We start from the raw sequence: 21535 nt of genomic DNA, 5'->3' as shown, positions 1-21535 counted from the left end.
GTTATATTTTATTAAGCCAAGAACCTGCGCCGGCTTCTGCCATTGCACGAGACTGCTTTGGCTGGCGGCCTCTGAACTTCATCTCAAGTTCCTGGTCTTCGATTAGTGATTCTTCAGTGATGTTGGTGCGCTGGCGTAATGCTTCAAGCTCTGCCTGAACGCGCTCGACGTCTTTATCGCGGGTGCCTATCATTTTATGTACGCGCCCGTGATCTTGATCATCCATAAGTAAAGGGATGCTCTTAATGCTCTTGACAGGCTCGGCGTCTGCGATGTATTTACTTTCGCCGTTAGGCAGTCTTAAGTATAGGCGCACATAATTGTCAAGCTGATCAGGATCATACTGTACAAAGAATTTGCAACCGGTATAATTATCGCGGAAATCAAGATCAACGTGGCCGTCTGCCGTGTAGACTTCAAAGTGATAGCGTTCTTTACCTACTGTAAGGCGTATACCGTCACGATTGTAGGTGTTAGTGTTAGTTGAAGTAACCCAAAACAACTGCACCATATCAAGCGGGCTAATCTTATCTAAAGCAAAGGTTTGCTCGTGAGTAGCGGCCTCGTTGCGGCTTACTTTTAGTTTTGGGTGGGCTGCATTATTCCATTTTTCAACTGAATAGGCAAACACCTCGCGCAGCTCGTCAATAGTCTTGAGCTTTTCGCGGTGACGCTTAACAAACTCCATATTTGGGCGACTGTCTGCTTTAAGTGCTGTGATAGCTTGCTTATCTGAAAACCACCACTTGTTGAGAAACTGCTGCTGAAAGCGACCTATAAGCTGCTCAGCGGGTGAACCGTGCTCATAAGCGCGGTGGGCATAATGCTGACCACCATTAGCCGTCACAATATTGCTATACAGTTCTTGAACCGCTTTCATTTTGTGACCACTTTGGTTATCATAGGTTAACAGCGCAGGCTTGCATTGTGTCTCCTGCAAAGCCATTTTAAAAGCGCGGAAATGTGACTGGTGGTCTTCGGTAAGGCTAAAGTCGTGACCTACAATTTTCTCGCTATACACGTCAAATATGAGGTTGACTTTGATATCTGCACCCATTGAGTAAGGCGCGCCTTCTTTAAAGTGAATCCAGTCAAGCTTGGAGCCGTCAATGGTTAAATATGCATAAGGGAAATAATCGCTCTTATCGCGTGTAGTCTTGTGACCAAACTGACGCACATACTCATCTTTGCCGTGGCGGGCTAATACCCAAACCTTTTTCTGTTCCGGTTTATGAAGCCACTTATAAATGGCGTCTTCGTGAAGTGAAGGCCACTTCTTAGCGATACGATAGGCATCGTATTCAAGGTGCAAGTCTGTAATACTAGGCTTGTGTGGGAGGCAGTACTTAGCGAGTAGCCAGTCTGCAAGGGCACCTTTAATTTTTTGGGTGTTGGTGTTACCGGTACCGGCGTGGATCAGGCGCTCATAGCCCTGTTCTGCATATTCTTTATAGCGACGCTCAAGGCTGCGAGGGTTGCTTGGTAATTTATGAGGAAATTTAGCCTTGCCATCTTCACGCTTAAGCGTTTTTAGTTCAGCAATAACCTTGGCAAGTTCGCGCTTACCTTGAGTCTTTTTAAATGAAGTGTTGCGAGCCGCTTTAACCTCTATTTCTTGGAGCAACTCACCGTAAAGGTTAAGTATCTGCGCCTCGATATAGTGCTGATACTCTTTTTGGGGTGAAAGGCCGGCTTTCATAAAGAAAACCGCGGCTTTGTCGTCATTGTTAAGTCTGCTAACAAAGGAGTCGACATCGTCTTTACGGTAAGGGTCTCCAAATACTGCTTTGATCTTGGCCAAAAATTCATCAGGAATACTCGACCACGCGATAAGACCGGTGCGACCTCTTCCAGCTGTGCGGAGGCGGTTGAGTTTTGCTCGTTCTTTGCTGCACCAATGCTGAAATTGATGGTACGTAAGTAAACCAAGCTCAAGGAAGACATCTTGATTAACCCCAAGTTGGTTGCCGTTGTAGTACTCGTATATGTTATCGCTCGTGATCATCTAAATGGGCTTATATGATGTTTTTTAGTGCTTCTTGCATTTTTTTGCTTCTCGCTTCTAAAAGAGCATTGGCAGCAGGTTCAATTGCAGCATTATTAGTTTTATTCTTAAACCATCGATCTACTGTCATAAGATCAACCTCGGCCAGTTTCGCGATCTTAGTCATATCACCCCATTTTAGTTTAGCCTTTAAGCTTTTACGGTATTCTATAGTGTTCGCGCTTTCCATTTATGTTATATTTGTGGTATTCTGTGATATTTCTAAGCAAATATAATAGAGATATCTCTAATTTCATAATAAATATGAGAGAAATTTCAACTTTCAAGAAGCGAATCATTGATTACCTTGACACAAAAGGGATTAAAAAGGCTCAGTTCTATAGAGATACAGGTATATCTAATGGAATTTTAAATCAATCAAGTGGTCTTACAGAGGATAATGTATTGAGATTTCTCAATACATATAAAGATGTCAATCCAGCTTGGTTCTTTTCTGGTCTGGGTGATATAAAAAAGAACATTGAGGTGGGTCAGGTTAATGAAGAAGTACCTGCCCCATATTATACTAATGGGCAGATGCCTAAAGTGATCAGTGTGTCTCCTGAAGGTGATGAGAATATTATAATGGTACCGGTGCCTGCTCAAGCAGGATACTTGGACGGCTTTGGCGATCCTGAATTTTTAGAAAGCTTGCCTAGCTATCGTTTACCCACACTTAACAATGGTACCTTTCGCATATTTGAAGTAAAAGGGCACAGTATGTTCCCTACGATTCACTCAGGCGCACTTGCCGTGGGTGAGTGGTGTGAGAACTGGGAGGATGATATCAAAGACAATCAGATATACATTATCGTTTCAAAGGAAGACGGTATCGTGGTTAAACGCTGTTTAAACCGTATTAAAAAATATAATAATCTCTATCTAAAGTCAGACAACAGACGCGAGTACCCAAGCTACCCCATAAAGCCCGAAGATATTTTGGAGGTATGGACGCTCAAGACTGCGTTTATCTATGACTTCCAAGACCCCGCAGATATGTATGACCGGGTGAATGATCTTGAGGCTCGTTTAATGCATGTTGAGACTACAATGCCTAAAATCAACAAATAATACCTTAAAATCTCAAGCTTTCACACAGTGAAACTACACTGAAGCCCCGTAAAATGGGTGTTTTTTTGATTTTCATTATAAATTTATTTGGTATTATCCCCCCTTGAATAATGCTATAAATGGGTTTTAATCTGCTTTTTGATGCAATTAGCACCTATAAACTAATCAAATTTTGCCTTTTTTTGGCAATCCTATTGGCAATCCTAACGGCAAACCTAACCATTTTAAGCAGTTTTCAAGGGTAACGGGCAGGTATAAGCATAAAACAAGAAGGAGCGTAATTTTCTGCATTATATAGTCTCTTGCAGCAGCGATTAACGACGTCTAAGCCCTAGAAATGGCGGTATATTAAACCTTTTGAGTATTTTAGCTCTGAGACTTTTAATAGGCTTAAAGCAACCTTAAACTAAAATTAAACCTTTTGTACAATTCGTTGAGTTCACTTAAAAGCATAGAAAAAGCCCGCATCTATTGTAAACACGGGCTTTAATGACCTTTTTTCGACCTTTTTTATATTGTACTATTTGTTTTACCCCCTATACATAAGTGCAAAGTACGCAAATCTTGAACTGTTATAAAAGGAAAAAATCCGTATTAACGGAATTTTTCCATCGAAAATCGAGGGCATAAAAAAACCGTGCGGGGGAACACGGTTTCTTTATGTTATTGTGTCAGCGTTTTAGAATTTCCATCCGAGTGTGAATAACACACGATCGCTTTCGGTACTTCGGTAATAGCCTAAATTGGCTGTAAGCGCTTTAAAGCCGTTTAAGAATACAGACCCACCATAACTGTTATGCCATTGTTCAGAATCTTCATTAGGTACCCAAACACGACCATAATCAAATCCGGCAGAAACGCCTAAACGCAGCGGGATAAAACTTGTGGTTAATTCGGCAATACCTACACGTAAATCGGTACTTTGATAAAAAGCCGTTTTACCGTTAAAGCGTTCATTTCTAAAACCACGTAAGCTGTTGTTTCCACCTAAAGTAGCTGCGTGATAGAATTCATAGGTGTCGCCAATGTTCATCTCAGCACCAATCTTAGTAGCAAGAACGGCCATTCCGCTAGGGTGCAGGGGATAGTCCACCGAAAGGGTCGGGTTGACATAAGCAAATTCGTTATCGTATTCATCGATATTGGTTTTGTATCCGGTCACCAAATCAAACTGAAATCCTCTTCTGATGAAAGCAATAGCACCACTTTTATTTTTGTATTGAAATGCTGCTTCTGCTCCTGCATAATACTGCGTATTGAAAACATTATCACCTGCTGCAAAAACGTTAGTATCGCCGGTAACACCACTTCCGGAATAGGAGGTGTTTAAAGATTCGACCGTAGGTCCAAAGCGCAATTGCACGCGATCTTCGCGATAGATCAATGACGGATTTACACTCCACTGACTGATGCGTACCCGGTTAAAGTCTCGATCTACTGCATCTCGATCATAGGTGGTTTCGTTTCCGGTCCCAAAGAAGTTGATCGCATAATTAGGCGTGGTGTAGCGTGCGTCAAGACCAAAATTCCATTTGTAAAAAGCGTGCGCAAATTCCCCTGAATACTTCAACTCAATACCGTGTGTAGCTGCAAAATATTTTGCGGTCAAGGTTTGTTGTGTTGAAAACGGATTATTTGCTAGGCCGTAGGTGGTGTAAGTTCCACTTAAACCTGCAGAAAAACCGGTATCCTGATCGTAATTGATCGCGGGTAGGGTAGAGAAGGCATCCAGTTTACGAGAGGCATCATTATAAGTGTTGATGTCATAACTGTCAACCAACCATTTTCGCGTACCCGAATTTACAAACGTATTGTTCTTGCTTTTATAATCGTAAGCTTTTACCGCACGGGTATTTTCAAAATCATAAACGTCGTTGTTTTCTCCTCCTAAAATCTTAATCGGAATGTACTGATTGCCATCACCGGTTACTTTAAAAGTATCGTCATCATCCAGCCCGTAAATCCAGATCTCTTTGGTAAGCACTTTATCGTACGTACGTTCAAAACTGCGGTCATCTTCGGTAGTCAGTCTAATTCTGGTTTTACCATCAGCTTGACGCGTAATCACAAACTCATCTTTATCGCCGGTTCCTAACAGAATCTGATGACGCATCAAATACTCGTAATAGCGGCGGGCAATATCCATTAAATTATCGCGACGCGCTTTTAGATTCTTTTGTATCGCTGCTGTACTTTGGTCTTGCGCTGCTTCTGGTAGGCTAGCAAAAGCAGTAGCGATGGTTTCATCGGTAAGTCGCTCTTGAATAAACTGAACTTGTTGTTCCCAATCTTCCCAAGTGAGGCTTTTTAAGAAGGCCTGATCTAGCGGATATGCATACCTACTCATCCATTTAACGCTGTTTACGTCTTCGTCATACTTTTCCATAGAACGAAAATCAATCAACGCTACCTTTAGCAAACCTAAAACGAGTCCGTCATACTTAGGAAACGCCTGATCACGATCCCGGCGAATGGTTTTGTATAACGTGGTACCGTCTTCCTGCTCAAAAGCAGACCAACGCCACTGATCATAATGTCGGTCATAATCACCCACGGCAAAATCCATTAGGCGTACTTTTAGAAAATTAGCTTCATCCACTTGGTGTTTTTTAGAATCTTGTATTTCTGCCAAAAGATCCTTAGTGCTTATGATGTCATCTGCGTCGCCAAAGCGTTCAAAAGATTTGTTTTCATCGCCCGCGTGCGCCTCGTACATATAAAGTTTGTCGCCGTAGTCTTCATTATATATGCCTAACTGTTTTTGCTTCGGCAGGTAATAGATTTTAGGTTGCGCGTTGTATATATCAAGACTGTCAAAAATAGGATTCAAAGCAAACGGCGCATAAGGTTGCGCGGTGGTATAAAAATCTTGAACGATATCTTCTGCAATAGTATTTTCCATAAAATCACGTACGTAGTGATCTGTGATCTTAGACTGAATAAAGCGCACAGCACTTTTACGCAGTTCGCGTGCCGTATACTCGTGTTCGTTATCGTCAATCAGACGTAGCGAGCGCGACTGATTTCCTCCGCCTTCAGAGATCGCGTGAACGTTACCCGGAAGTTTTGAAAGATCAAGTACAGGTGCTTCAATTTCTTTACTATAAATATCGCGATAGTGGTCACCCCATAAAAACCGGTACATCCCGCTTTTATCTGTTTCTTCTTTAGTATAGATCGAAGCCTTCTTTGTACTACCCATACCGCTGATGTCCGGACTATTAATGTCTTGAGGTTTGGGTTGCTGGCGCCGAATTTCTTTTTCAAAAAGCTTTTTAGGGGTACCGTTGTCTGTTTCATAAAATTCGACTACCGAGCTTCGGTCTTTATAAACGGTAAGTCGGGCAAAACCGTGCGCTTTAGACGCAAACTGACCGTCTTTCGCTTTGCGCACTCCGTCAAGTTTTTCTGAAGCTGCCCCACTGATGATCTGCGGAATTCCATCATCAAATACATACTGTAAGTTGCGATCACTCGCCGAAACAAAGATCACATCAGGAAACTGACTCGCTAGTGTTTCCAGCGTGCCTGCATATTTTTGTCTTAGCGTACTGTAGTAGTCTTCAACGGTCAAACCGCCTATGTTCTCTATAAAATTCTGTTGAGACAAGGTCAATATGGAATGATGCACCGCAACAATCACGGTTTTGTTTTGCTCGTCTTTAAGGTCGTCCTTAAACTTTGCAAAAAAGTCGTCCCGTGTCTTGATGTCACATTTATTATTTAGATACAAATGATCGTCCCAGTCTTCAAGAAACCATTGCGAGTCGATCATCAATAACTCAACATTGTCCATCTCAAGATTTTCGATCTCGCGCGGACAACCGTCATTGGGCCAGAATTCGATCTCGGTGTTGTCTTGAATAAAAGATTCAAGATCGTCCAGATTTTCGTGACCGTTTTTATTCCATTCGTTGTTTCCCGGCATTAGTATCACGTTTCCGTTAAAAGCTTCCAGCGGTTGCATCAGTTCTTGCTGCAAGAACGTTTCCACCTCCTTACGGTCTTTCTTTTTTGGCGGATAACCTTGTTGGGTGATATTTCCGATAGCTACAAAAGTGGCTTTCGCATCCTTTTGAGACATCGTAGTAATGGCTTCTAAAACCGAAGTTGTAGTGGCATTAGGAGCGTCTCCGGTGTTTCCGGTAAAATAAAAAGTTTGTTCTATTTCTTTATCCTGTGCAAATGTCTGTAGCGCAGGAAGCACTAAAACTAGTAATAAAAAAAAGCGAACTTGAAAAATTGATCTAATAAACGCGTATTGGTGATTCATAGAGGTTATTAAGTTTAAGGGATCAAATTATGCTAAATATGTTAATGCGAAATCTTTTTTAACCCTCTATAACACGGTTTTAAATAAGTGTTAAGAGATTTTGAGGCTTTAGTATCGAAACAAATTGAAGAAGTCCGGCTAATACTGTTTCTCAAGTTTCAACAAATTTCATTTCCCTAATCTATATTGTTAAAAGCAATACTACTCCATCTTAAAATTTTAGAAGACGTGTTCTGATTGTTTGAAACCGGTAAGCAAGCCGTGACGCTGCATCCTTAGTCTTAGGTGTATTTTGAGGTTTATTCGCGCAGTTCTTTTGCTCTTAATTTTCTGTGAAATAAGATTTTACTAACATTTTAATCCTATTACCCATAATAATTTTGAGAAAAAAGAAACGCTATGAAAACGCAACCAAAAGGACATTTTTCCCACAGCCTCAATCAGTTACTCAAACGTTATACGTTAAGCGAGCAAGATTTACAAACACTTAATGCGATGGATGAGAACAAGATCGTAAGTCTCGCGTATACCGATTACGGCGGTTTTGATGAGAAGACCGGCAACTATTACGCAGAAGAGCGCGATATCAATTACAAGTTGAAAGTAGATTATCTTAAAGATGAAGCCGGCGGAGTCGAAACCTTAATCATGCTTCCGGTAACCATATCTTAACGATATGTTTACTTATAGTCACTTAAACCTTATGATGCTTTTAACGTCTTGATTTTTCAGTGCAACTTAACTTTGTTGTACATACAACAGTATTGTGTCTCGGCTCCAATTTACGATGCCCTTACTGAAAACCAATTTTTAATTTGAGGCGCAATTTGGGATTAATTTTCCACTTACTACGCCCATAAAATCCAAATACTATGAAAGATCAAGTGATTATCATTACCGGTGCTGCGATGGGACTGGGACTAGCAACTGCAGAACTGCTTGCCAAAGAAGGCGCAAAATTGGTTCTGGTGGACTATAATGACGACGCATTAAAAGATGCTGAGAAAAAACTTAAAGAGATCAATCCTGAAGTTGCTTTACTATCGGTAAAAGCAGATGTCTCGAGCGAGGAACAAGTAAAAAACTATGTTGATCAGGCGGTAAAGCAATTTGGTCGAATTGACGGTCTGTACAACAACGCAGGAATTGAGGGTAAACAGGCTCCGATTATTGATTACGATCTTGATGTGTTTAAAAAAGTGATCGACATCAATTTAATGGGAGTTTATTACGGACTTAGATATGTAATCCCGGTGATGCAAAAGCAAAATTTTGGACGTATTGTAAATGTGGCCTCTGTAGGAGGTATTCGCGGGGTGCTCAATCAGATGCCGTACGTAGCGAGTAAACATGCTGTAAGCGGAATGACTAAAAACGCCGCTTTAGAATATGGTAAAGATGGAATTTTGACCAATGCAATCGCTCCGGGCGCAATTTTAACGCCTATGGTTGCCGAAGCATTCAAGCAAGTCAACCCTGATGATCCTAAAGCTGCCGAAGCTGAATATTCAAAACGAAACCCCACTCGTGCCTTAGGTGATCCTAAAGATGTGGCCAGTGTAGTTGCATTTTTATTAAGTAAAGCTAACGGGTATGTAAGTGGTCAAACCATTGCGATCGATGGGGGAGAATCTAATATGTACGGTAACGCCGAAAATTAAAAGCCACGTGCTTTCTCTATATATTGAAGCCGCATCTAGCAATAGATGCGGCTTCTCCATTTAATTTTAATGTAAAATTCAAAAGCAGTAAAGCTTCAGTTTATAGGCACCGCAAAGGGGTTTAATACGCCGTCCGATAGCTATCGGGATGCCTCGAAATTGAAAATTCTTTTTCAACCAACGCCTAAAGGACTTGCCCTAAGTTAGTTTACTATTTGATGCGCAAAGCGGGCCTCACACCGCTGTGCTGCTAAACATTAAAATATACTGGCAGAGCCAAAGGATGCAACACCCTTGAGCTTGCCTTGAACTAATTTATTTTTCTACTTCTTTATCTTTTAAGGTGACTTCAAACATCGTGGCCACTCCGTTAGCTGCCTCGTTGGCGATGTATAGAGTGCCTTCCGGACTAAACGTAAGACTTTCGGGTTGTGCAAAATGAAATTTATTCAATTCGTGCAAGGCTTTAAAACTACCGGAAGCCGAAACGATCAACAGATGCGGACTCGTTCCATCTACGATATAAAAATCACCGGTTTTAGGATGTATGGCAATATCTGAAGGTTTAAACGTGTTTTCTATTTTCTTTTTTTCCAAGGCTTTAAATGCATCCCACTTTAGATCGATCGCAAAAAGCGGTTGCTCATCCTGCTCGTGGGTCTCCAACGGAATTGCATAAACACCTTTGTAGCGGTCCTCGTCAAGACCTTCATCTTTGGCAATGGTGATCAGTCTGTCGTGTTCCGGTTGATAGGCGAGCGATTCCATATTGTTTTTAGAATCAAAACGCGTCTTAAAATCTGAAACCACTAGCGTATCGGCCATAATATCAGCAATCTCAAAGATGTGCCCGTCGCTGCGCATCACGAACGCCATCGTACCGTTGAGGGCTATTGCTTCATAATCATCGTCTTTAGCAAACCGGGTATCCTTAGTGATCTCGCTGGTATTCAGATTAAAATTATAGATCACACCTTCCTCATCCTGAATGCAGGCAAGGGTAGAATCATTAACCCAAGCGATACCGCTTACCTCATAGAGCAACTCAGGAAATTCCCAAGTGTTCACCAGATTGTAACTGGCATTTTCCAGAATTTCACGTTCTTCAGCGATCGATTTTTTATAAAACGCATACGAAAGAACTCCGCTAAAAGCCAGCGCTCCAAAGATGACGTAATGGGCTAAATATTTCATACGTTAAGGTTGTAAAAGCAAAGATTCAATATAATTCTGAAAAGAATTGGTAATGATTTGTGAATGCTTCGTAATCATTTCTTAAATAGGAAACGTTAAAGTAAACCGGTGTCCATCAGTATAACTATAGGCTAACTGAAGTTGGTACTTTACCGCTATCGCCTGTGCAATGGGCAATCCTAAACCGGTAGATTTCTCATTGGTGCCCGACTTTTTAAAGCGTGCAAAAATATCATCAATTTTTAATGGAGTAGGTGTCCCTTGATTGGTAATGCTCAATGAATGTTGCTTTAATCTGATATGAATAGGTGCTCCCGGTGTGCCATGTACTAGCGCATTTTTAATAAGATTATTAACCAGAATGACCGCCAGATCCCGATTCATACGGTAGGACATTTCGGTTTCTTCAACGAGAATTAAGGCTGAATTTTTATGCGCAGCGATAGCTTCAAAGTCACTAAGGCTTTGGTGCAGCAACTGCTTAAAATCTACTTCAGCTTCCTCTTGAAATTGCTCATTCTCAATTTTAGAAAGCAATAATAAAGATTTGTTGAGCCGCGTAAGTCTGCCAAGATTATCAAGAACACTAGCCATTTGCACGAGCTGCTCATCGTTAAGCGGTTGTTGTTCTATAAAGAGTTCGAGTTTATTGATCACGATTGCCAGAGGCGTTTGCAGCTCGTGAGAAGCGTTTTCTATAAACTGTTTCTGCTCTTCATAAGAGCGCTGTGCCGAAGCGATCAGCGCAGTCACCGTCGTATTGAGCAGCGTAAATTCTTCGATCTTTGTGGGTGCTGTAGTTAAGCTGGTTTTTCGGTCGAGCTTAAAATCTTTAAGTTGGTCAATAAGATAGTGAAAGGGTTTCCAGATGCGCTTCAGTAAAAGATTATTCAGTATTAAAATACAAAGGACCAAAAAAGCGTATAAGCCAATGAGGTAGCTCACCAGATCTTCGATCAGGTCATCTTCCTCTACCATCGAGGTGATGATCTTCAGTTTATAATAACCGCCGTTTGCCTGTATGGCGCTTTCGTAAATACGCACCGGTTCATAATCTTCCTCATTCAGCATATACATCAAGGTATCTTGATAGCGCTCTTGTTGCCGTTCAAAGCTAGGTGCCGAAATAGGAGTAAAGCTATACACGTGCTTGTCAAAATCATTATGCGCTAAGATCGAAGGATCCTCCTGAGCGCGCTTAAGAAGCAAAATTTTCTGATTCTCGAGTCCGTCATCAAGACTGTCATAAATCTCATCAAGCATCGCGTAATAAAAGGCGACCGCCCAAATAGTGATCACTCCTAAAAGTAGCAGCGCAAAGTATTGTGTGGTGTAATTTAATAGACGCATCTAATCGACTTCAAGTTTATAGCCCACGCCGTAAACCGCCTGCACGTTGATGCTTGCCGGTTCTAGTTTTTTACGCAGATTTTTTATCTGCGAGTAGATAAAATCAAAGCTATCGGCTTGGTCAATGTGGTCTCCCCATACGTGCTCGGCCAGAGCGGCTTTGGTAACAAGGCGGGTTTTATTGGCGATCAGATAGGTAAGGATATCATATTCTTTCCGGTTGAGGTTGATGTCCTCATCTGCTATAAAAACCTGGCGTGTTTCAGGATTGATGGTCACGTTCCCCAACTGTATATTGCGATTCCCTTCAAAGTTACGGCGTCGTAAAACCGCTTGTACCCGAGCCCGTAATTCGGCCATATGAAAAGGCTTCGGCAGGTAGTCATCGGCACCCAGGTTGAGCCCTTCGATTCGATCGTCTAACGAATCATTTGCCGAAACGATAATAACGCCTTCCTCTTTTTGCTGGGCTTTAAGTTCTTTGAGAATTTTTAGACCGTTTCCGTCAGGAAGCATCACATCTAGCAGAATGCAATCGTAGGCATAGGCTCCAATTTTATCTAGTGCTTCGGTATAGGTTGCAGCGCTTTCTACTAAATACTGTTCCTGCTCCAGTGTGCGGCGCATATTATCCAGCATTTGGGGTTCGTCTTCTATAATTAAGATCTTCATAGCAGGGGTTTCATAATATAGACTGCAAGGCTAAAGCCCAAATCTGGAATCAATTGGTAATGACACTTCTTTTTAATAACCACTAAGAACTATACAAAGGTTACGATGCTTTTAAAATTAAGTAGTTAAGTGTTTTCGGCGTAAAACTTTAGTATAAAAGCCAGGCTTTGTTTGACTTTAGTTGTGAGCTTATCCTAAATCTTTTCAGTTTTGCTCCCGTGTTTTGTTTCAAATTTAAAAAAGAAACACGATGAAAAATGTATTTATGACTGCAATTCTGTTGGGCGGCGTTAGTCTGGCTACAGCACAAACTTCAGCAAACTCCGGAGTTCCGGCACCGGTGACCCAAGCCTTCTCTACGGCATACCCTAAAGCTACAGATATTGAGTGGGAACAGCACACGTTTTCTTATGAGGTAGAATTTGAGATCGACCGCTTAGATTATGAAGTGTCTTATGCTGGTGATGGAAGCGTGGTGGCTAGTGAACAAGAGCTTCGTGAAACCGAACTGCCGGCAGGGATTCAGAATCAACTGAAACAAAACTACTCAGGTTTCCGTTTTGATGAGGCTAAAAAATATATCAAAGACGGAAAAACGCGGTATATGGTTGAAGTTGAAAATACTTTTGGGAAAGAGCACGAACTCTTTTTTGATGATCAAAATGCTTTATTAAACGCGCCAAAGGGATCAAGACCTTAAAACATTTCTGAGGCAGTTGACGAATGAACCTTTGAGTTGAATACCGAGCAAACCGCTGGTTTCTTCCACTGATTTAACCGAATCGCTCTTTTACACAGCGTCGTACACCATTAGCAGCAGCTGATGGTTACGACGCTTTTTTAGTGTTTATGTATCCTGATATAGCGCGCTCACTGGCTTCATGTCAAAAGTATGTTTAACATATTTTAATATCCTGAGCGGCTAAAACTCCTAAATGATTTCAGATTTGTGCGGGTACTTTGTCTCAACTAAAAAATAGAACTTATGAAAACTATCGCTTTAATTTTAATGACCGCAGTATTAAGCCTGAGCAGCCAAGCGCAGGAAATTCCTAAAAATGTGCAAACCAACTTTGAGGTGCACTATCCCGATGCACAAGAAGTACAGTGGGAGGTTACCTCTAAAGCCTATCAAGTAAGCTTTGTGGAAGATCAGGCGCAACATACACACTGGTACTCTGCAGACGGTTATTTGCTAAAAACCCAAAAAAGTGCAGATGCCAGCGTATTGCCGGAACCCGTTCAGCAGAAAATTGCTTCAACCTACGATGCGTATCGTATCGCACAGGTAACGCAGCAAGTCGCTGAGGGGTATGTCACTTATCAGTTAGCACTTGCGCACGCCGAAGCTCCGGCACTGGCAGTTCAAGTGAGTCACGATGGGCGTATTTTAGAGAAATTGCCTCTAGAGACCGCTTTGAGTTCACGCGAATCGTTCTAGTTTAACCCCATTGCAATCGTATAAATTATCACTTTTTTAATGCCTTTTTAGAAAAGAGCAACTTATCTTGCCGCAAACAACCAACCCAATACACTTATGGCTTCAGGATTTTTTGCGCTTCTTGATGATATTGCAACGCTTATGGATGATGTTTCGGTGATGGCTAAAGTCGCCGGAAAGAAAACCGCAGGTATTTTAGGCGATGACCTCGCTGTAAATGCTGAGAAAGCTTCCGGTTTTATGTCTAATCGTGAGATCCCGGTCTTGTGGAAGATCACCAAAGGATCGCTGCTTAATAAGATCATCATTCTACCGGTGGCCTTTTTGCTCAGTGCTTTTGTGCCGGTGGCGGTAACGGTGATCCTGATCATTGGCGGACTCTACCTCGCGTATGAAGGTGCCGAAAAGATCTATGAGTTTTTTGTGCCACACGCACACGAAGAGGAGCGGCCCGCTTTACAAAATCGCAGCGAAGAAGAACTTTTAGCTTATGAAAAAGAAAAGGTGAAGTCGGCTATTTTAACCGATTTTATCCTTTCCGTAGAGATCATCATCATCGCTTTAGGTACGGTTACCGGCGAAGAATTAGTAAATCAGATCATTGTGGTTTCTATCATCGCTTTGGTTGCTACCGTAGGAGTTTATGGGATCGTCGCACTTATTGTACGTATGGACGAATTTGGGGCTAAACTCATCAACCTGAACGAGCAAGACGACAGCTTTTCTGATAAAGTGGGTAAGTTTTTAGTCAATGCCTTACCGGTAGTGATCAAGTCTTTATCTGTTATCGGGACCATTGCGTTGCTTTTGGTTTCCGGAGGAATTTTTAGACACAATCTTCACGTGCTACACGACCTCTTTCACACGTGGCCGGGTATGTTGGCCGATCTTTTACTAGGACTGGTCATCGGTTTTGTGGTGTTGCTTATTATTAGCGGAGCCAGAAAACTGTTTACATCGGCATCTGCCTAACCGAAATTATAGTTGCTTGAAAACTCCGAGTGTTACCTAAAGGTTTCTTTAAGGTTTCTAAGCGGTTAAGTGCTTAGATAATTTTACTTTTGCAGGCCTAACCCTTTTGTTATGCGCACGCGCTCCATCCGCATCACTTATGCGATTAGTTTTTGTTTGCTTTTGCTGAACAGTTTCAGCTATGCTCAAGAACTACCTCAAGACAGCCTATCACGCTGGAATATCGATTACGGTAACAAAGGCATATTATTTACTGCACCTGACGATGCCTTCAGTCTGCATATACAGAGCCGGTTGCAATTTCGCTTTGCCACACCGGGAGATAATGATCCGGTGACCTTTGATGATTTTAACGACGAAAAGAATTCGGTTTTTAAGATTAACAGAGCCCGACTCAAAGTAGGGGGGCACGCGTATAAACCTTGGTTGAAATATTATTGGGAGTACGAATTGGGGCGCGGGAATCTGCTTGATTTTAGAATTATGATCGAGCGCTGGAAATGGCTCAATATCAAAGTAGGGCAGTGGAAGGTTGAATTTACCCGCGAGCGCCGCATCAGCAGTGGTGCGCAACAATTGGTGGACCGTTCTATTCTAAACCGAAGTTTTACCATAGACCGGCAACAAGGTATTGAACTCTACGGAAGGTTAGAAGGTCGTGGAGCAGCTGATTTTAGCTACTGGGCGGCTGTACTTACCGGCTCAGGACGCTCTAACAGCGAAAATGACGATAAAAACTTGATGTATTTTGGTCGCCTACAATGGAATGTATTAGGAGATGATCTGGGCTTTGGCGGTATCAGCGACTTGCAAATTCACAAAACTCCCGAAGCACAAATCGCTTTTTCAGCAGTGACCAACCGGAGTCCGTTTACTCGATTTTCCTCTTCCGGCGGCGGATTTTTAACCGGTTTTGAAACCCAAGAACCCGGGCAGTACCGTATCAATCAGGGGAACTTTGAGACCGCTTTTGTTTATCGTGGATTCAGTTGGCAATCGGAGTTGCATTATAAAGAGGTGATTGATAAACTCGATGCTGATGCGACTACCCAATTGCGCGGGTATTATCTGCAAGCCGGGTATTTTGCACATCAGGCGATAAGCTGGTGGCCTAAGCAACTGGAGATCGCAGCGCGCTACGCCAATTTCAATCCGAATATTGATAGTGAAACGTCACTAGACGAAAAATCCTTGGCGTTTAATTGGTTTTTTAAAGGACACCGCAACAAGCTCACCGCCGAGCTATCAAGTTTTGACTACGAGACCGAAGACGCCCAACTTGAAAACGAGCTGCGTTTTAGAATACAGTGGGATATTTCGTTTTAGTCGGCATACAGCGTATTATCGTGTTTAAGCACATAGCGGCGCGCTTGATTTTGAAACTCCTGTGCCGTCTGACCGGTGTGGGTTTTAAAAAACCGACTAAAATAAGAACGGTCTTTAAATTTGAGGTTATAGCCAATTTCTTTGATCGTATGCTCACTGTGTATCATCTGGCGTTTGGCCTCAAGTATCAAGCGGTCGTGGAGTAGTTGAACCACGGTTTTGTCTAATTTTTCTTTTAAAATCTGATTGAGTCGCTTTGCGCTCAGTCCCATCTTTCCGGCGTAAAAAGCAGCTGTACGCTCCTCAAGATAATTCTTTTCGAGTAACATCATAAATTCATAGACGCGCTTTTCATTGAGATCCTGAAGTGTAAAATGCTGTTCTTTTAATTCGATAAGCTTCAGCAATAAAACTTTCAGTAACGCCTTCAGCATAATAAGATTTACCGCATCTTGATCATATTCGGCATACATCAATTGATACACCGCAGAGAGACTTTGGGCGTGTTCCTCACTCACTTGTAAGCAAGAGAACTCTCCCTGAAGGTTAAAGATTCGGAACACATCTAGCAAAAATTCCTTTAGATCATCTTCGAGCAATTCTTGTTTAAAAGAAATAAGCACGCCGCGTTTTCCGGCTTTGTTCAACTGATGCACCCGATACGGTGGGATTAGGTAGATCCAATGACCATTGACGGTTTGAAAATCATACTGCGGAGGGTGCAGCGCATCTTCTTGCTGTAACCATACGATCTCAAAAAATTCACGTCTTCCGGGGTCGTCCAGATAAGAAGGTGGGCAGTCGGCTAGATCACGTATATATAAAACTTTGTCACTAAGCATAAATAACTTTTTATAGGGGTTGCTAACAATAGGTAATAAGGAGAAAACCTACTGATTTCTAAAATGTACCACAAAAGTAGCATATCGTACCTAAGATATTTTGGTAATGTGCAGATTGTACCACACATCTATCATATTGTGAAACAAGTACCCCGCGCTTCACAGTACTTTTGTTTCCTAATTAAAACACGCAATTATGCAAACCCCTGAAACGATAAGCAGTGAAGCCGCATTAGCAGATGTAATCGCCCTGATTTACAGAGAACACGAGCACCTGCGACAAGGCGTTGCTTTTGAACAACTCGCAGGACTTATCGCTCCTTTAGAACGTGCGCAGCGTATTTTTTTGATGGGAATGGGCCGCAGCGGATTTATGATGCAAGCGCTTGGTATGCGTTTGATGCATTTAGGTTTTGACGTACATATGGTAGGAGAGACCACCGCCCCAGCGATTACCAAAGGTGATGTACTGCTTGCAGGTTCGGGAAGTGGAAGTACCACCAGTATCGTGAACGCAGCAAAAACAGCAAAAAGAGAAGGAGCTGCCGTACTCTGCTTTACCACCAATATGGAATCGCTTTTAGCAGATCTGGCAGATGTAGTAGTGGTGCTTCCGGCGGCACAAAAAAACAAACAAGAAGCTGAAGTTTCTCAGCAATATGCCGGTAGTTTATTTGAGCAAGCGCTATTGCTCTACGGAGACGCTCTGATACAGCTGCTTTGGAATAAAGGCGGAAAGACTGCCGACCAACTCTGGCAGCGACACGCAAATTTAGAATAAGAACAAGAATAACTATTAATATACTAAAAACAAGATATCATGGCTAAGTTACAAGTAGCAATTGATTTATTAAAAACCGAAGATGCCCTTGCATTGGCAACCAAAGTGGCTCCTTATGTAGACATTATTGAGTTGGGTACTCCACTTATTAAAAGTGAAGGATTGGCTGCAATTACAGCAATCAAGAATGCATTTCCTGACAAAAAAGTATTTGCAGATTTTAAAACTGCTGATGCCGGCGAGTTGGAAGCAGATATGGCTTTTAAGGCAGGTGCTGATTACATCACTATCTTAGGGTCTACCGGAAACAGCACGATCGCAGGGGCGGTAAAAGCGGCTAAAGCACACGGTAAAGGTGTGGTGGTAGACACCATTGGCGTTGCAGATCGTGTAAAACGTGCACAGGAAGTAACGGAACTGGGTGTAGCATTTGTGGAACTACACGCAGGTCTTGACGAGCAGGCAGAAGAAGGCTACTCGATTCAAGTATTGATCGATGAGGCAGCACGTGCCGGAGTGCCGGTTTCTATCGCAGGTGGTGTAAACCTTGACAGCATCAAAGCCGTAAAAGACTCTGGAGCTGTAGTAGCTGTAGCCGGTGGAGCGATCTACGGGGCTGAAGATCCTGCAGAAGCAGCAAAAGCGCTTCGCGCATTACTCAACTAATCAAGAGTTCGTAAGTTGGTTGAAAAACGAAAAGCTCCCTGCGCAAATAGGGAGCTTTTTTATTGGCTCCGCCAAAGGGTTTTATACTCTGTCCCGAAAGCTATCGGGATGCCTCGAAATTAAAATATGTTTCCAAGCTATATCTTGGAGGCCTGCCTTTGTCGGCAGACAGGCTTGCTCTGGAAAGTTTGCGGTAGCGACCAAGGCTTCATTGCTTACTAACTAGCAAGAAAAGATTGCTTTATAATTTTTTAAGCTTAATGTCTTTAAAGATCACGCCTTGACCTTCGGCCTGTAAACCGATGTATCCGCTTTTTAAGGCTTGCCCATCTACTTTGAGTTTGGGATTGTAGCCATTAGCTACATCGCCGCCTATTTGCGTATCGGTATACCGAAGCACTTCTTTGCCGTTTACTTTATGAATAATCAACGAATCCTGATACACGATGAGGTCAGCATCTACCCAAGTATCCCAACGGATGGTGGGTGAAGACGAATTGATACAATGATCATTAGATTTTTCACCTTTATAATACACATCGGTACCGGGCGAGCACATATTGCCGGTAGGTCTGGTTTTTCCGGATTCGGCTTCCGCCAGCATTTGATATTCTACCGAAAGCGGCCAGTCTTGTTCTTTTAAGATCGTTTCCGGGGCTTGGGAATGAAACATCACACCACTATTGCGGTAGGTATAGCTTGGAGCATCTTCCATCCATTCATCAGTAAATCTATATTTGAATTTTAAGTGAAACGAGGCAAAGGCTTCGTCGTAAAACAAATGTCCGTAGGTTTCATCAAAACTATCATAGTTATCATAAGCAACCACAATACTGCTGTCTTGCACCCGAAAAGTATCGGCATAATTTTCACCTACTTCGTGATGATAAAACTTAGGTGTCCATCCGCTGAGGTCCTTCCCGTTAAAAAGGGTGATCCATTCGTTTTCGGCTGTATTTCTAGAGTTGCAAGCGGTGCTTACCACAAGGAGTATCAGTCCCAAAATCTTTAAAAAGTTCATATAAAACAATGCTATTCGTTTTAAATGTATAGATTTTTTATGGAATACACTTAGGATTTAGACCTACAGGGAATGGAAAGCTTTAGGTAATGCAAGCCCTCCGTCGTCTCGACGCTAGGAGAGATCACAATCGTATAGCACCGTAATGAAGTCTAAGAAACAAAAAAAGCTATCTGATTAGAATAACGCTCCTCTCCTTTTGAAGGAGGGGAAAGCCTGCGTAGTAGGCAGGGGTGGTTTTGGTAGATTTGCGGTAACATCACTCCTCCTCAACGAGGAGGGGAGCTGATGAAGTTATACGTGTAGTGTGATGTTTCTTGTTGTTGGAATGAGAAGTTTTTGGAGATTTTCAGTACGCGATACAATCGCGCACGAACACTCAAGTAAACCACAAACAATAAACTCATTACTGTAAACTGCAACTGCCTACTGTAAACTGCGACTGCTGACTGCCCACTGCTACTGTCTACCTCCCCCTCGAGGGCCGTCGCGTTCTTGCAGGACTTGGTCTGAATGTAATACACGGGCAGCTTTGGCTGAGGCTTCTACTTTCGTGGCACTGCGTTTGAGCATTTCGGTTTCAAAGGGTGTCAAGATCTTTTTACGGAGGTTGGTGTTCTTCCAGGAGGTATTTGGTTTGCACACTTTGGTAATACGTCGGGCTAAGGCTAGCGCATCCAGCAGGGCTTGATTGGCACCCTGACCTTTAAACGGACTCATAGGATGGGCGGCGTCGCCCAATAGGGTTACGGGACCACAAGAAGCAAAGTCTAACGGACGTAACAGCTCCCGGTCATAAACCGGATAACCCGAGATAAAAGCAGCCGGAGTGGCTTCGATAATTTGTGGAATAGGCGCGTGCCAGTTGGTACGCTTTTGTACCTCCTTTTTTAAGGCTTCAGCTCCTTGTGCACTTAAGTTTTTAGCTTCGGCTTCCGCTAGCGGATAACTGAACTGCCACATCATATGCTCGGGATCATAAGGCATCATATACATACGCTCGTTCCCATTGGCGGTTTGAAATACAGTTTTTTGATCCAGTAACTCATGAGCAGCATTTTGCAGATCGCTTAACGCGCAGATCCCCAAAATCACGATACAATCGAGATAGCGCAAGGGATAGGGCTCTTGCTCAAAGAGTAGCTCGCGTACGCTGCTGCGAATACCGTCGGCACCCACCAGCAGATCGGCGTGTGCTGTAGTGGCGTTTCCTTGGGTGTCAAACTTCAATTGGATACCTGTTTCCGTCAGATTAAACCCGTTAAGCTGATGTCCCCAGCGTATCGCGTCAGCACCCGAAAGTTGTTTTAATAAAGCCGAGCGCAAGTTTTGACGGGCAATATGAATATTGGTGCGTTTAGGCGTTGCGTTGGTTTGCGTATCCCACTTGCGCATTCCCCATTCGCCCAGCACTGTACCGTCTGGCGTATGTGCGATATGTCGGGTAGAAACGATGCCCTGTTCCAGACTTTCTATTCCAAAATCTTTTACCGCCGTATGTGCCTGTTGGAGGGTGAGGCCGTAGCCCTGTGCACGGGTATCAAAATTAGCATCCCGCTCGTACAAGGTAAACGGAATTTCCCGGTGCAAACAGGCCACCGCCAGTGCCGTTCCACCAATCCCACCCCCAATGATCGCCAGATGTGGAAAGCGTGTGATGTCCGGCTTCGGAGGTTGCGGGGCCGGGATGAGTCCGCTTCCTGAGCAGGTGGGACACACCTGCAGATGCGCTTTGGGCTTTACCGGCTTGGGATTATCAGGAAACCTTTGGTACACCTCCAAAGCTTTTTGATACCGCTGCTTCGCACGTTTTGAGAGTCCGCGGTTCTGTTTTCCCAGACCGTGACAATCGGGGCAGGCGGTATGGCTTGTGGGGGTGTTCATTGGAATTTTCAGAATGACTTCAGTTATTAAAGCAAGTGCAAAGATGTTTAAAGAAATTGGGTTTCGCTAGTTTCTGAAGCGAAAGCGAGGGTTCATTTCATCCTCAAGCCTTTTTCTCCCGAAGTCTCGGGAGGAAGGGAATTGTTTTTTTGCTTTAAATCGTGTTTGTTCATTTTCTTTGCTAGTACTAATTCGACCAACTCTAGTACATAGCACTACAGGTGCATTCCTCTCCCTGCGGTCGTCGGATGCAGAAAAGAAAAGCCTCTTTTTAATCTGTATTTCCTATTGTTTTAATAGGTCAGATTGAATGTGCCTAAAGCAATTCTAATGCTTA

General features: G+C 42.8%; 18 protein-coding genes. 9 read left to right on the top strand and 9 right to left on the bottom strand.

Features of this window, described 5'->3' with window-relative positions:
• Nucleotide 1: 1 nt before the first annotated feature.
• Nucleotides 2-2005, bottom strand: coding sequence for a hypothetical protein (locus HCN54_RS09905; RefSeq protein ID WP_167597660.1), 2004 nt, complete (start codon nucleotides 2003-2005; stop codon nucleotides 2-4).
• Between the two features lie 10 nt (nucleotides 2006-2015).
• Entirely contained in the window at nucleotides 2016-2234 is a 219-nt protein-coding gene (locus HCN54_RS09900) for a hypothetical protein (RefSeq protein WP_167597659.1), read from the bottom strand.
• 74 nt (nucleotides 2235-2308) lie between these two features.
• Here HCN54_RS09900 and HCN54_RS09895 point away from each other — a divergent pair, with 74 nt between their 5' ends.
• Nucleotides 2309-3115, top strand: a complete 807-nt coding sequence (locus HCN54_RS09895; protein ID WP_167597658.1) for a helix-turn-helix transcriptional regulator — start codon at nucleotides 2309-2311, stop codon at nucleotides 3113-3115.
• Between the two features lie 679 nt (nucleotides 3116-3794).
• Here HCN54_RS09895 and HCN54_RS09890 read toward each other — a convergent pair.
• Nucleotides 3795-7388, bottom strand: a complete 3594-nt coding sequence (locus HCN54_RS09890) for a metallophosphatase (RefSeq protein ID WP_167597657.1) — start codon at nucleotides 7386-7388, stop codon at nucleotides 3795-3797.
• Between the two features lie 399 nt (nucleotides 7389-7787).
• On the opposite strand from HCN54_RS09890, the gene HCN54_RS09885 reads away from it, so the two are divergent.
• Both HCN54_RS09885 and HCN54_RS09880 read left to right on the top strand, forming a co-directional pair.
• On the top strand, nucleotides 7788-8060 hold the full coding sequence (locus tag HCN54_RS09885) for a hypothetical protein (protein WP_167597656.1): 273 nt from the start codon (nucleotides 7788-7790) through the stop codon (nucleotides 8058-8060).
• Nucleotides 8061-8260: 200 nt separating this feature from the next.
• The gene (locus HCN54_RS09880; protein WP_167597655.1) at nucleotides 8261-9049 is read left to right on the top strand and encodes an SDR family oxidoreductase; all 789 of its coding nucleotides are present in this window, start codon (nucleotides 8261-8263) and stop codon (nucleotides 9047-9049) included.
• 315 nt (nucleotides 9050-9364) lie between these two features.
• Here the strand turns inward: HCN54_RS09880 and HCN54_RS09875 are convergent, their stop codons facing one another.
• The 3 genes from HCN54_RS09875 to HCN54_RS09865 form a co-directional block, all read right to left on the bottom strand.
• Nucleotides 9365-10243 (bottom strand): SdiA-regulated domain-containing protein, encoded by an 879-nt coding sequence (locus HCN54_RS09875; protein WP_167597654.1) that lies wholly within the window; start codon nucleotides 10241-10243, stop codon nucleotides 9365-9367.
• Between the two features lie 81 nt (nucleotides 10244-10324).
• The gene (locus tag HCN54_RS09870) at nucleotides 10325-11593 is read right to left on the bottom strand and encodes a sensor histidine kinase (protein ID WP_167597653.1); all 1269 of its coding nucleotides are present in this window, start codon (nucleotides 11591-11593) and stop codon (nucleotides 10325-10327) included.
• Nucleotides 11594-12265: a response regulator transcription factor gene (locus HCN54_RS09865; protein WP_167597652.1), complete on the bottom strand. Its 672-nt coding sequence runs from the start codon at nucleotides 12263-12265 to the stop codon at nucleotides 11594-11596.
• A 250-nt stretch (nucleotides 12266-12515) separates the two neighbouring features.
• On the opposite strand from HCN54_RS09865, the gene HCN54_RS09860 reads away from it, so the two are divergent.
• The 4 genes from HCN54_RS09860 (at nucleotide 12516) to HCN54_RS09845 (ending at nucleotide 16004) form a co-directional block, all read left to right on the top strand.
• Nucleotides 12516-12965, top strand: a complete 450-nt coding sequence (locus tag HCN54_RS09860; RefSeq protein WP_167597651.1) for a PepSY-like domain-containing protein — start codon at nucleotides 12516-12518, stop codon at nucleotides 12963-12965.
• Between the two features lie 285 nt (nucleotides 12966-13250).
• Nucleotides 13251-13706: a hypothetical protein gene (locus tag HCN54_RS09855; protein ID WP_167597650.1), complete on the top strand. Its 456-nt coding sequence runs from the start codon at nucleotides 13251-13253 to the stop codon at nucleotides 13704-13706.
• 96 nt (nucleotides 13707-13802) lie between these two features.
• The gene (locus tag HCN54_RS09850) at nucleotides 13803-14678 is read left to right on the top strand and encodes a DUF808 domain-containing protein (RefSeq protein ID WP_167597649.1); all 876 of its coding nucleotides are present in this window, start codon (nucleotides 13803-13805) and stop codon (nucleotides 14676-14678) included.
• Between the two features lie 111 nt (nucleotides 14679-14789).
• Complete coding sequence (locus HCN54_RS09845; protein WP_167597648.1) at nucleotides 14790-16004, top strand: porin; 1215 nt, start codon at nucleotides 14790-14792, stop codon at nucleotides 16002-16004.
• Here the strand turns inward: HCN54_RS09845 and HCN54_RS09840 are convergent.
• On the bottom strand, nucleotides 16001-16846 hold the full coding sequence (locus HCN54_RS09840; protein ID WP_072980463.1) for a helix-turn-helix domain-containing protein: 846 nt from the start codon (nucleotides 16844-16846) through the stop codon (nucleotides 16001-16003). The two genes, HCN54_RS09845 and HCN54_RS09840, sit on opposite strands and share 4 nt — an antisense overlap.
• Before the next feature lie 196 nt (nucleotides 16847-17042).
• Between HCN54_RS09840 and hxlB the strand changes: the two genes are divergently transcribed.
• Both hxlB and hxlA read left to right on the top strand, forming a co-directional pair.
• Complete coding sequence (gene hxlB, locus HCN54_RS09835) at nucleotides 17043-17627, top strand: 6-phospho-3-hexuloisomerase (protein WP_167597647.1); 585 nt, start codon at nucleotides 17043-17045, stop codon at nucleotides 17625-17627.
• A gap of 39 nt (nucleotides 17628-17666) precedes the next feature.
• On the top strand, nucleotides 17667-18293 hold the full coding sequence (gene hxlA / locus HCN54_RS09830) for a 3-hexulose-6-phosphate synthase (protein ID WP_072980045.1): 627 nt from the start codon (nucleotides 17667-17669) through the stop codon (nucleotides 18291-18293).
• Between the two features lie 241 nt (nucleotides 18294-18534).
• Here the strand turns inward: hxlA and HCN54_RS09825 are convergent, their stop codons facing one another.
• Nucleotides 18535-19314 carry a DUF1080 domain-containing protein gene (locus HCN54_RS09825; protein WP_167597646.1) on the bottom strand — a complete coding sequence of 260 codons (780 nt, stop codon included), beginning with the start codon at nucleotides 19312-19314 and terminating at the stop codon, nucleotides 18535-18537.
• Nucleotides 19315-19773: 459 nt separating this feature from the next.
• The gene (locus HCN54_RS09820; RefSeq protein ID WP_167597645.1) at nucleotides 19774-21198 is read right to left on the bottom strand and encodes an FAD-dependent oxidoreductase; all 1425 of its coding nucleotides are present in this window, start codon (nucleotides 21196-21198) and stop codon (nucleotides 19774-19776) included.
• Nucleotides 21199-21535: the final 337 nt, after the last annotated feature.

The organism is Leeuwenhoekiella sp. ZYFB001 (assembly GCF_011784865.1).
GTDB classification, from domain to species: domain Bacteria; phylum Bacteroidota; class Bacteroidia; order Flavobacteriales; family Flavobacteriaceae; genus Leeuwenhoekiella; species Leeuwenhoekiella palythoae.
Note: the sequence above shows the minus strand (reverse complement) of the source record. Positions and strands in the feature narration are given on the sequence as shown.